The following is an 11,382-nucleotide window of genomic DNA, read 5'->3' on the forward strand; positions in this document are numbered from 1 at the left end:
GGTGCGTGCTCCCGGTGTGCCGGCCGGAAGCCCTCGTACTGGATGTACTCGGGCTTTCGTCCGGTGCAGCGAGAGTGCGTGCCGGGCGTCGCGACGGGGCGAACGTTGCCTGGTGCGGCACTAGAAGACCAGGACACCGACCGCGAACGCGGACAGCCCCACCGCCACGCATACGAGGACCATCGCAATGCGGTTGCGTCGTGCGGCAGCCTCGCGATACCGGTTCAGGAGCCTGGCTGCCTCCAGCACCTCCTGTTCGAAGTTCTCGGGACTGCGTCCGTCGCCCCTCATCGTCGCCCACCTTCGTCACGTTTGCCCCGCATCTCCAGGACCCGTCCGATCATGCGGGGGAGAGCGCCGAACAGGGTCGGACACGCTACGGCCCTCGGTGCAGCCGGTCAAGCCCGTCCGTCCGTGGGGCGGGGCCGCACAAGAATGACAAGCCGACCACCCGGCGAAGATGCCGGTCGACGATCAGCAACTTCAACGGCTGGGCCGTCGATGCGAAGGTGTTCGACCGGCGGCCGTACTTCCGCCGCAGCAACAGACGGGACGTGCCGGCCTGGGCGCCAGGACCGAGCTGGACATGCGCCACCCGGCCTTCCGGCACTGATTTCCAACTCGGGCCTGTCGGTCCGCGAATCAGCAGCAGGCGCTGGGAGCCGCCGGTCGCACGGACGTCTGGGCGGGACAGCTCGGTCTTCGTCGGTCGAGCGGGGACTCGGCGGCGCCGTCGAACGGTGTCAGTGGCTGGCGGGCCCGCTCCAGCCACTCCCGGTAGACCGGAGCATCGCGGGCAACCGACCAGTAGGACTCCTCCAACTCAGGGTAAACGTCGTCCAGTTCGGCCTCCGTGCGGGCCGCAAGCAGAAGGCGTACGCCGATCGGGTCACCCTCCAAAGGGCGGATCGCGAGGTCGGGACGGGGATGCGCGGTGGGCTGAACCACCGTGACCACCTCGCCGGTGGCGACCAGTGAGTACGCGGTGAGGTAGTCGCCGTGCAGCATCTCCGACTCCAGACCGGCCGTCCGCAACGCCCGGCACAGGGCGTCCCACTCCCCGTCGACCGTCGAATCGACCATCCACCGGTCGTCAGCCAGGTCGGCGAGCAGTACCTGCCGCCGGGTGGCCGCCGGGTGGTCCGCCGCAAGCATGACGAACTGCGGTTCGCGCTCGACGAGAACGCGCAGGCTGATCCCGGGCGGAATGCGCAGCGGGCTTCCCTCGACCTCGTGCACGAAGGCTATGTCGAGCAGTCCTGCGGCGACCATGCCGAGCAGGACGTTGGCAGAGACGTTCATCTGCAGGGTGGGGTCGATCCGCGGCACCCGCACCCGCAGCAGACGCAGCCAGCCGGGAATGGCCCGGCTGGCGGTGGCGCCGATGCGTAACTGGAACCCCGCGGCGGCGCGCGCGGCTGCCGCCCTGGTCTCAGTGACGATCGCCGCGAACTCCGCCACCAGAGGCCTGGCGCGGCTCAGTACGGCGAGTCCCAGGGGGGTGGGCCGGCAGCCGGTCCGAGCGCGCACGAAGAGCTGGGCACCCAGCGCATGCTCGATCCGTTGCAGCTGCGTACTCAACGAAGGCTGTGCCAAGCCGAGTTGCCGTGCCGCCTTGTGCAGGCTGCCGGCGTCGGCGATGGCACAGAGAACACGCAGGTGCCTCACCTCCAACTCCATGAAAGGAGCGTAGGGCGAGACGGATCGGCATACCAGATGTTCAATTTTCAGCGAATGTGGACGAGTCGGTCGAGTCGAACCGCCGGCCGACACGACTGGGCGACGAGGTCGCCGATAGCACGGCGCTATCTCCAACTGGCATCATCCACAGACCCATTGGGCTGAAGGAGACTCAGAGGCAACCGATCGTTCAACCCCACAGGACGAGAAGGAGCCCCCCACATGGCTTCGTTCCTCATGCCCAACACGCCGAAGAACTCAAGGAGACTTCTGGCCCTCGCCCTCGGCCTGGGCCTGGCCTCCGGCGCGCTCGGCACCGCCGCCCCGGCGAGTGCCCGGGTCACCGCCGAGGCCCCGGCCCACACCTCCGCCGCCGGCTACGTCGGCTCGGCTGGGAACACCGGCGACAAGGCATTCCTGGACGCCGTTCTGAAGTCGGTGGCAAAGCGGCAGGCCGGCCAGCCCTCCCTGAAGGTGGTGACCGTCTACTACAACGCCTCCCGGGCGCCGAGCTTCCGCTCCCAGATATCGAGCGCCGCCTCCATCTGGAACAGCTCCGTGTCGAACGTCAAGCTCCAGGCGACCTCGGGCAGCGCGGACTTCGCCTACTACGAGGGCAACGACCCACGCGGATCGTACGCGTCGACGAACGGCCACGGCAGCGGCTACATCTTCCTCGACTACGCACAGAACCGGCGGTACGACTCGATCCGTGTCGCCGCCCACGAGACCGGTCACGTGCTGGGTCTCCCCGACCACTACAGCGGCCCGTGCAGCGAGCTGATGTCGGGCGGCGGCCCCGGTCCGTCCTGCACCAATCGGTACCCGAACTCCACGGAGCGCACACGGGTCAACCGACTCTGGGCGAACGGCCTCGCCAAGGCCGTCGCGCAGCTGAGCAAGACCGGCTGACCTCGGTGAACGAGGCGGACCTGCCTCCAGCACCTCCCGGTCCGCCCTCTCCGGTACGGACCGCGGCGTCGACCGCGGTCCGTACCGCCGCCCGTCTGAACGGCAGAGGACCGGCCCGAAGCAGCCTTGCGACGGAGATGAGCCGGCTCTGGTGCGCCGGACCGCAGTGTTCTTGTTCCGACCGGCGGATTCGTGGTGGCCGTCAGACCCCGGCCCAGGAAGCGAGGTGCTCGGCGGAGGAGAACCGGCTCATGTCGCCGCCGGTCTCCGCGATGGTCACCTCGGCGGTGGCCTGCTTGATCCCGGGGATGGTGTCGAGCAGGTGCAGGACGGACCGAAAGGGGGCCATCGCCTCCTCGATGCGTTCGCCCAGCCGCTTCATGGCGGTGCCTGAGCAGCACCGAGCCCCCGGGATCAAGACGAACCAGCCGCCGAAACCCGCCGCTTCTTCCGTGGACGCCGGCGTCAGCCACGCATCGTCCGCGGCTACTTCGGCTGCCCGCACGTCCGATGCATCCTCGACGAGAACCCCATGAGTTTCTGATCAATGGCAGGCGCTGGAGATCCAGTCCTCGTTGCTGCGATGGCGGCCCAGCCCCACGGCCTCGAACTCGTCCTCGCCCGGACTCCTGCGGACGCCCAGCCGCCCCAGGGCTTGGGAGATGGGGCTGACTGCCCGAGAGAACCGCTTCTTCGTCGGCTCATCCAGCGGACCCAGTGCCAGTGCACCGTCGGCCCAGACAGCGGCTCGCTGCTCGCCGACTCCCCCGAAGTATTCGGCCTCCACATAGGCGATCGGGCCCGCGACAGACCATTGGGCCAGCTGCGTGTCGAAGCCCCCTGGCAGTCGCCAGAACCCCAGGTCTCCTTCGTCGCTGCCGTCCGTGACGGCAGCGACGACCTCATCGGTCATCGGCATCAGCGACAAGCCCTGGCCAAGAGGCACCACGTGGGCTCCAGGAACCTCCCGCGACGCGACGCGCAACACCTGGTCACCCGCGATGACCACCTGCAATGCGTAACCCCCTCCGAGCCCTCCCCAACCGACTGGACCCTCATCCTGCCTGACCCTTCTGAAGGTTCACGTGGCAGGAACCCGCTGGAGTGGTGCGGGTTCTGGAGTGGGGAGGCACGCGGGTTCATGCGCGATGCACCGCCGACATCAACGCCGACGGCCGCGACGACGGCAGCCTGCACTGGTACGCAGGCAACGCCCGAGGAGGCCTGGACGCCGCCGGCACACTGTGGCCCGACAACACCTGGACCCCGATGAAACGCATCGTCGGTGGCGCCGCCGAGTGGTCGAGGGCCCGGTCGTCGGCGAAGGTCCGTCGCCTGGTCCTCGACGAGCCCGGCTCCCGCCGTGAGCCGGACGCCCACTGCCGGGTAGCGGACTGCACGGCCGGGCCGGCGAACCTCGGCGTCGGGCGCGCCGGGGATCGTCGACCGGCTGAAGCCGTACTCCGGGCGATCAGGAGCTCAGTCCCCCACCGGTGCGAAAGCAGCCCCGTTCGTAGGGCGAGCGGGCCTGGCCGGTCCGCCCGTTCGGGACTTCAGCGCTCCCCCTGGGCGAGGGCGGCGACCTCGCGTACGGCCTCGGCCACGGCCGGGAAGTCCTTCTTGAGGATCGCACCGTGGTTGCCGGTGACCTTCGCGCTGATCCGGATGTTCGCGTTGCGGGCTGTCACCGCGTCGAGGCTCGTGCGTATCCGTTCCTGTTCGTCACCGCGGCTTCCGAAGGACGTCCCGGACGCGACCACGTAGCGCACCAGGACGGTGATGTCGTCCAGGACGGGGCCCAGTTCGCGCTCACGGGACAGGTGGCCGAGCTCGATGTTGCTGTTCGCCTGCTGTTCGGCGGTCATCCGCGGCACCAGTCCGGTCGGGCGGAGCAGCGGCATGAACCAGCCCAGCCGCCGGAACAGCGTGTGGATGCGCTGCTCCATGGCCTGGTCGAGCCAGTCGTACGGGAAGGCACCGTCGACCATGACCGCACCCAACGCACGTCGGGGGTTCCGGCCGGCCCAGTGCGCCGCGACGACCGCTCCGTACGACCAGCCCACCGCAAGGGCCCGTTCCACTCCCCTGGCGGCGAGAACAGCGTCGACGTCCCGGACGGCGGCTTCGAAGGAATAGTCCGCCGAGCGCTTGGATCTGCCGCGGGCCCGCTCGTCGTAGGTGATGTGCCGCCACCCCGGCCCCAGTTCGGCGATGACCCGCCGCCAGTAGCCCTGGGTGGCGAACTGGCCGTTGAGGTAGACCACCGGGATCCCGGGACCGCCCGTGTCGGTGACGGCCAGGGCCGTGTCGTCCACCGGCACCATGCCGACCCACCTCGAACTGCTCGAGCAAGTGCTGTCCTTCGTCACGTGTTCCCCCTGGTTGCGCGAGATGTCTGGTACGGCGCCACGGGGCCCTCATGGGGATCGCAGGTCCGTCGGGGCGGATGGCCGGGCCGCACAGGGCGGGCAGCCCATGGGATCGCGATCGGGGCGGGAGCGGCCGGACCGTCCTGGTGCTGCTTCTTCACAGGCTGCGGGCAGTGATGTCGCCCTGGGAGGTGGTGGCACGGATGTCGAGGTCGGCGGTGCCGTCGCTCTTCAGGGCGTTGCTGATGCGGCCGTAGCCGGTGCCGGCGTCCAGAGCGGCCGAGACGCCGGCGGCGGCGCCGACCGAGATGTCGCCGGACTGGGTGGTCAGCACGACCGAGCCGCCGGTCGCCTCGGTGATGCGGATGTCGCCGCGTGCAGTGCTGATCTCGGCCGGGCCGCCCAGTCGGCCGACCTCGACGTCGCCGTCGACCGCGGTGAGACGGAGCGTCGCGACCTCGTCCAGCTTGATCTGGTGATACGCGCCGTCGAAGGCGACGTCGCCGAGGCGGCCGACGGTCCGCAGTTCGGCGCCGGCGGCCTTCGCCTCGATGTGGGAACCGGCGGGCAGCTTGACCGTCAGCGCGATGGCTCCGGAAGGGCCGAGATACCGGTTCTTCGCCGGGGTCCCGATGCGCAGGACTCCGTCGGCGTATGCGACTTCTGTCTCCTCCGCAGCCTTTACGTCGCGGCTCTTCGAGGCGTTCGAAGGCAGGACCTCGACGGAGGTGTCTGCACGGTCGGCGGCGATGAACTGGACACGTCCGGCGGGGACGTCCAGGACGGTGGAGATAGGGGCGGGAGTGTCGAAGTTCTGCAACGTGCTCTCCTGTGCTCGCTCTCGTTTCTGACACTGGAAACGCTACGTTGCTTTCCATATCGAGACAACAGCTGCTTTGCGCAGGAATTGCATTTGGGCAGGTGAGAGCGAAGTAATCATTGCAACAATCTCTCAGTTAACGCAACAACCATACTCGCGCTCGTTGCATTACATTGAAGCTGAACGCTATGGTGGAGCCGTCAGGCACCACCGAGCGGCACCTCGGGGCACCCGTGGGGCACGAAAGGGGATCGTCATGCCGGGAGGCAGGCTCACCCAGGCCGAGCGCCAGCAGATCGCACTGGGACTGGCCGACAACCTGGCCTATGCCGAGATCGCCCGCCGCCTCGACCGTCCGACCTCCACCGTCACACGTGAGGTGGCACGCAACGGCGGCCCCACCGGCTACCGCGCCGACCTCGCCCACCGCGCCACCCAGCAGCGCACCCACCGGCGCAGACGCTCCACACCCCAGGGGTCACAGTCGCTCGTACAGCCCCACGGACGCGACGCCGAAGCCGTACACGCCTACCAGGAGACCCTCACCACCGTCCTCATGACCTCGGGCCTGCCCAAGATGATGGCGCGGGTCCTGGGCTGCCTCTACACCACCGACACCGGCCGCCTGACCGCCTCCGAACTCGCCCAGCGCCTCACGGTCAGCCCCGCCTCCATCTCCAAAGCGATCACGTACCTCGAGAACCTGGACCTCGTCCGCCGTGAACGCGACGAGCGCCGCCGCGAGCGCTACGTCGTCGACGACGACCTCTGGTACCAGTCGATGATCCGCAGCGCCCGCGCCAACGACCAGTTCATCGAAACCGCGCGCCAGGGCATCACCGTCCTCGGCCGCGGAACCCCCGCCGCCGACCGCCTCGAAAACGCCGCCCGCTTCCTCGACTTCGTCAGCGAAAGCCTCATCCGCGCAGCCGAACAGGGCCGCGAAGTCCTCCACCCCAGGTCCGGGACGACCCCCGGCACCGGCCCTTGACCCTTGGTCCTGAACACACGAGACACCGGACCCCGACGCTCCGAGATCTCACAGTTCGTGATCACCGAGAGCCGTCAGCCACAGTCCGAGGCGTGCGCGGTCGCGCTGTACGGGTCCGTGTCCGAGACGCCGAAGTGGGAGATCGCTGCCGCTCTGAGGATCGATCGCGAGACCTTGCGGAAACCGACCGCGCCGCAGGGTGACCCGGGCGCAGCCGCGAGTGGCGCTGGGGGAGCCGGGGCAGGGGTGCGGCGAACCGGGTGCGGTGCCGCCGTGCGGTGAGCGCAGGCGACCCGAACAGCCGCACAGGCCGAGAGGAAGGCGAACCCGGTGGCGAAGAAGCGCATCTCGGCCTTGATCGATTCCCCGGATGCCTCACGCGTCACCTTGCGGAGATCACCGTGGCTGTTCAGGTAGTGGACGCCGGCTTCCTCCCTCGGCTGTCGGCCAGACGGAAGACCCCCACGGCCAGGCACACGACTGCGCCACCGACGAGTGCCCCGGCCGTGACGACGAGGCGGCTCGGAGCCATGCGGAGCAGCTTGCCCGGCCCGATGCTCTGCGCGGCTGACAGGGCACGCAGCCCGGCTGCGCCGAGCAGGGTGGAGGTCAGGGGTGACCCCTGACAGGGCAGGACGGGTACAGGCCGCACGGGCCCGGATCGGCGTCACAACTCGCCCAACCCGTGAAGCCCTTCCCATGTCACGGCCGACTCACTCCCGTCCTTCCCCCAAGGTCGCTACGGTCGGACCCATGGCTTCCACCGTTGTCTCCCTGCGTCCCGTGCACCCCAGCGATCTGCCCGTGTTCTTCCGGCACATGAGCGATCCCGAGTCGAATCGGATGGCCGCCTTCACCACGAAGGACCCGACGGACCGGGCCCACTTCGACGCGCATTGGATGCGCATCCTCGCCTCGCCCGACGTCGTCACCCGCACCGTGCTCGCGGACGGCGACGTGGTCGGGCACGCGGCCGTGTACGGCGATCCGGGCGAGCGGGAGGTCACGTATTTCATCGATCGCTCCTACTGGGGGCGGGGCATCGCGACCGCGGCGCTGCGGGCGCTGCTCGCCGAGGCCCCTGAACGCCCGCTCCTGGCCCGGGCGGCGGCGGACAACACCGGATCGGTGCGGGTCCTGGAGAAGTGCGGCTTCAAGGTCGTCGGCCAGGACCGGGGTTTCGCGAACGCGCGGGGAGTGGAGATCGACGAGCTGGTGCTGCGGTTGGACGGCTGATTTAGCCCACCCTGTCGGGTCGTGGGTGTGGCCGGGCCGGGCGGCGTGGTCCCAAGGAGCCGCAGGGAGGGCGGACGCGCACGTTCATGTCGCGCGCCACGTCGTGGGCGCCGCCGTCGACGACTCGCGGTGGGCAGGCATGGGCTCAGGTTCGCCGCGGTTGCGGTGGCTGATCCCGCGCTCGAGTCGGCGCGCAGGCCCTCGGTGTGCCGCGTCTCCGGGCCGGTGCCCGAGGCAGGGTGCGCCCCGGTGTGGGTTCCGACGGGTGAAGGCCTTCGGCCTGCGTCGAGGGCAAGACGAAATGTGCGAATGCCCGACGCTGCCTCTGCTGGTTGGTTAGCTTGTTGATCCATCTGCGCAATCCCGTGAAGGGCGGGGCTGCGAGAGGAGGGGGAACTGTGCGTGTTCTCGCGCGACTTCCGTTGGAGGACGGGGGCTCGATTCTGGTCGAGACTCCCGAGATGCCGGAGGTGTCGGACGGGCCTGTGAAGGCGGGCCGGGTCGGCGACGTCATCCAGGACCTGCCGCTGACCGTGCGGGAAAAGCTCCGTCCGGTGACGGACCTGGCGCGAACGGCTCTGGAACAGCTGCGGCAGGCGGGTCCGGACGAGGTCGAGATCGAGTTCGGGGTGGATCTGGCGGCGCAGGCAGGTGCCGTGATCGCCAAGAGTGAGGTGGGTTGCCACCTGAAGGTGACCGTAGCCTGGCGCAGTGCGTCCGGCGACAACGCCCACTGAGTCCGCGGCGAGCGGGATACCGAGGCAGCGAGTACGGATGCGGGTCACAGAGCGGACGGAGGTCCGGCATGAGGTCGGGGGTGGCCCGGATCCAGTCCCGCCGGGGTGAATCGGTCGGGGCCGGTTTCCTGATCGGTGACGATGCGGTGGTCACCTGCGCTCACGTGCTGAGGGCCGGCGGATACGGTCCGGGCGACCGGGTGCGGATCGTCTTCCCTCATGCGCAAGGGGCACCGTGGGCTGAAGGAGACGTCCCGGCCGAATCCTGGCGCGACCCGGAAGCCGAGGACGTCGCAGTCGTCCGGCTGAGGGAGACCCCGGCCGCAGCGCGGGTGCTGGAACTCGGTTCCGCTGCCGGTTGCCGGGGTCACGCGGTGCGCTCGTTCGGCTTTCCCGGCCAGGCACCGCCCGGGGGCCATTTCGGCTACGCGGTGGCCGGTGACCTACTGCCCGACGACGGCACGGACGGCCTGCTGCAGCTGACCGGGGCCAACGACCTGACCCGGGGATTCAGTGGGGGTCCGGTCGTCGACGACGTCACCGGCCTGGTGATCGGCATGGTCACCGCCATCACCGCAGCCGACGAGCACCTTCGCGGCCAGGGCATCGCCTACGCCACGCCCACTCAAGCCCTGCGCCGGATCCGGCCCGGGGCCGTTGAGCATGCCGTGTCCCCCTACCGCGGGCTGGAACCGTTCACGAGCGAGCAGGCGGCGTGGTTCCACGGCCGCGACAACGCCGTCGACACGGTTCTCACGGCGCTGGCCGGGCAGCGGCGGGCACTTCTGCTGCTGGGCCCCTCCGGATCGGGTAAGTCCTCCCTCGTCCAAGCCGGTGTCCTGCCCGCCCTGGCCGGCGGGCGGTTGCCTGGGAGCGACCGGTGGCGTCCCGTCGTCGTCCGCCCCGGAGAGCACCTGCCCACTGCGCTGGAACGCCACGGGTTACCCGGTGCCGCGGCCGACGGGATCACCGCCGCTGCTCGGCAGCGGGTCGACGGAGACACCCTGTGCGATCGTCTGGTCCTGGTCATCGACCAGTTCGAGGAGATCCTGAGCGGCCCGGCCGCCGTCCCGTCGCCCTTGCCTCCCACCCAGACGGCCCCATCCGGCGGGGAGGCGTCCGCGACTGCGATCGAACAGATCACCGACCTGATCCGGTCACGTGTACCGGCCGTGGTGATCATCATCATGCGGGACGACTTCTACCCCCGTATGGCCGCCGAAGCCCCGCAACTGCTGGAAGCCGCCTCGTCGGGCCTGGTCAACGTGCCTGCCACCCTGAGTCAGCAGGACCTGCACGCCATCATCACCCAGCCCGCCCGGGCGGCCGGCCTACGTCTCGAATCCGGACTCACCGAACGGATCATCGCCGATGTCCTGGCCGCCGACCTCCGCGGCACTCCCACCCGGACGGCACCTGTCACCACGCTCGTCCCCCTGGAGCTGACGCTGCGCCAGCTGTGGGAGCGCCGTGACGACGGCCGCCTCACCCACACCGCCTACGAGCGCATCGGACAGATCAACGGAACTCTCACCACCTGGTGCAACACCGCCCTCGACCAATTGCCCACCGCCCACCGGACCACCGCACGCCGTCTCCTCACCGCCCTGGTACGCCCCGCAGACCCCGTCCGACGCATCCCCGCCATCCGCCAGCAGGTCCCACTCGACGTGTTGCGCGACCTCGCCGCCGACTCCTCCCGGTCCTCGCCAAGACCGCCCGCCTCCGAGCCCGCCGACCGGACGACGGACGCGGTCCTGGCTGCACTCACCCGCCACAGGATCATCACCACCCACGCCCGCGACCCAGGGCCCCCGCCTGTGGGTGTGGTGGCCGAACTCGCCCACGACACCTTGACCCAGGACTGGGGCGAGTTGCGTGACTGGGTGGCCGAAGACCAGCAGTTCCACACATGGCTGCACCGAGCCGAAGAACAACGCGCCCGCTGGGCCCGGCGCCACGACCCTGAGGACCTCCTGCACGGCACCGCCCTGGCCGACGGCCTGGACTGGTCCCGGCAACGCGGACTGCCCGGCCCCCTCGCGGACTTCCTCGAAGCAAGCCACCACAACCAGAAGGCGGCGCTGCGCCGTGCCAAGCGCATCAACCTCATTCTGATCGGGGCTCTTGTCCTGGCCCTCATCGCCACTGGTCTGGCCTTGTGGCAACGTCAGACCGCTGTCACCGCTCAGCAGATCGCCCTGTCCCGACAACTCGCCGCCCAGTCCCAGGGCCTCACCGACACCGATCCCGATCTGGCCTCCCTGCTCGCTGTACAGGCCTATCGGACTCACCCCACGGCAGCCGCCTCACTTGCCCTCTACTCTGCGGCCGGCCTCCCCCTCCGGCACCGCCTCACTGGCCACAGCGACGGCGTGACCTCGGTGGCATACAGCCCCGACGGCCACACCCTCGCCACCGCAAGCAACGACGGCACGGCAAAACTATGGAACACCGCCACCGGCCACCTACGCACCACACTCACCGGCCACCACGACGGCGTGACCTCCGTGGCATACAGCCCCGACGGCCACACCCTCGCCACCGCAAGCAACGACGGCACGGCAAAACTATGGAACACCGCCACCGGCCACCTACGCACCACACTCACCGGCCACCACGACGGCGTGACCTCCG

Annotated in this window: 12 protein-coding genes; 5 read left to right on the top strand and 7 right to left on the bottom strand. The window is 69.5% G+C overall.

Annotated elements, in window-relative coordinates; genetic code table 11:
* Positions 1-120 precede the first annotated feature (120 nt).
* Together JS756_RS35080 and JS756_RS35085 are read right to left on the bottom strand one after the other, a co-directional pair.
* Positions 121-291: a hypothetical protein gene (locus tag JS756_RS35080; RefSeq protein ID WP_205387321.1), complete on the bottom strand. Its 171-nt coding sequence runs from the start codon at positions 289-291 to the stop codon at positions 121-123.
* 351 nt (positions 292-642) lie between these two features.
* Positions 643-1,680 carry a LysR family transcriptional regulator gene (locus JS756_RS35085; protein ID WP_205387322.1) on the bottom strand — a complete coding sequence of 346 codons (1,038 nt, stop codon included), beginning with the start codon at positions 1,678-1,680 and terminating at the stop codon, positions 643-645.
* A gap of 222 nt (positions 1,681-1,902) precedes the next feature.
* On the opposite strand from JS756_RS35085, the gene snpA reads away from it, so the two are divergent.
* Positions 1,903-2,592: a snapalysin gene (gene snpA / locus JS756_RS35090; protein WP_240204842.1), complete on the top strand. Its 690-nt coding sequence runs from the start codon at positions 1,903-1,905 to the stop codon at positions 2,590-2,592.
* Between the two features lie 202 nt (positions 2,593-2,794).
* Here snpA and JS756_RS35095 read toward each other — a convergent pair whose 3' ends face one another.
* The 4 genes from JS756_RS35095 to JS756_RS35110 all read right to left on the bottom strand — a co-directional run bounded on the left by JS756_RS35095 (position 2,795) and on the right by JS756_RS35110 (position 5,781).
* Positions 2,795-2,974, bottom strand: coding sequence for a transposase (locus JS756_RS35095; RefSeq protein ID WP_205387323.1), 180 nt, complete (start codon positions 2,972-2,974; stop codon positions 2,795-2,797).
* Positions 2,975-3,136: 162 nt separating this feature from the next.
* Complete coding sequence (locus tag JS756_RS35100; RefSeq protein ID WP_205387324.1) at positions 3,137-3,607, bottom strand: hypothetical protein; 471 nt, start codon at positions 3,605-3,607, stop codon at positions 3,137-3,139.
* A gap of 538 nt (positions 3,608-4,145) precedes the next feature.
* Positions 4,146-4,916: an alpha/beta fold hydrolase gene (locus JS756_RS35105; protein ID WP_240204843.1), complete on the bottom strand. Its 771-nt coding sequence runs from the start codon at positions 4,914-4,916 to the stop codon at positions 4,146-4,148.
* Between the two features lie 202 nt (positions 4,917-5,118).
* Entirely contained in the window at positions 5,119-5,781 is a 663-nt protein-coding gene (locus JS756_RS35110; protein ID WP_205387326.1) for a DUF4097 family beta strand repeat-containing protein, read from the bottom strand.
* A gap of 256 nt (positions 5,782-6,037) precedes the next feature.
* Between JS756_RS35110 and JS756_RS35115 the strand changes: the two genes are divergently transcribed.
* The gene (locus JS756_RS35115; RefSeq protein WP_205387327.1) at positions 6,038-6,772 is read left to right on the top strand and encodes a GbsR/MarR family transcriptional regulator; all 735 of its coding nucleotides are present in this window, start codon (positions 6,038-6,040) and stop codon (positions 6,770-6,772) included.
* A gap of 409 nt (positions 6,773-7,181) precedes the next feature.
* Here JS756_RS35115 and JS756_RS35120 read toward each other — a convergent pair whose 3' ends face one another.
* On the bottom strand, positions 7,182-7,424 hold the full coding sequence (locus JS756_RS35120; protein ID WP_205387328.1) for a hypothetical protein: 243 nt from the start codon (positions 7,422-7,424) through the stop codon (positions 7,182-7,184).
* 101 nt (positions 7,425-7,525) lie between these two features.
* On the opposite strand from JS756_RS35120, the gene JS756_RS35125 reads away from it, so the two are divergent.
* The 3 genes from JS756_RS35125 to JS756_RS35135 form a co-directional block, all read left to right on the top strand.
* Positions 7,526-8,008 carry a GNAT family N-acetyltransferase gene (locus JS756_RS35125; RefSeq protein ID WP_205387329.1) on the top strand — a complete coding sequence of 161 codons (483 nt, stop codon included), beginning with the start codon at positions 7,526-7,528 and terminating at the stop codon, positions 8,006-8,008.
* A 398-nt stretch (positions 8,009-8,406) separates the two neighbouring features.
* A complete protein-coding gene (locus JS756_RS35130; RefSeq protein ID WP_205387330.1) occupies positions 8,407-8,745 on the top strand; it encodes a CU044_2847 family protein in 339 nt (112 codons plus the stop codon).
* A gap of 68 nt (positions 8,746-8,813) precedes the next feature.
* On the top strand, positions 8,814-11,382 hold a 2,569-nt coding region (locus tag JS756_RS35135), incomplete at its 3' end, for an nSTAND1 domain-containing NTPase (RefSeq protein WP_205387331.1).

Source organism: Streptomyces actuosus, from assembly GCF_016921115.1.
In the GTDB taxonomy this organism is placed as follows: Bacteria; Actinomycetota; Actinomycetes; order Streptomycetales; family Streptomycetaceae; genus Streptomyces; species Streptomyces actuosus_A.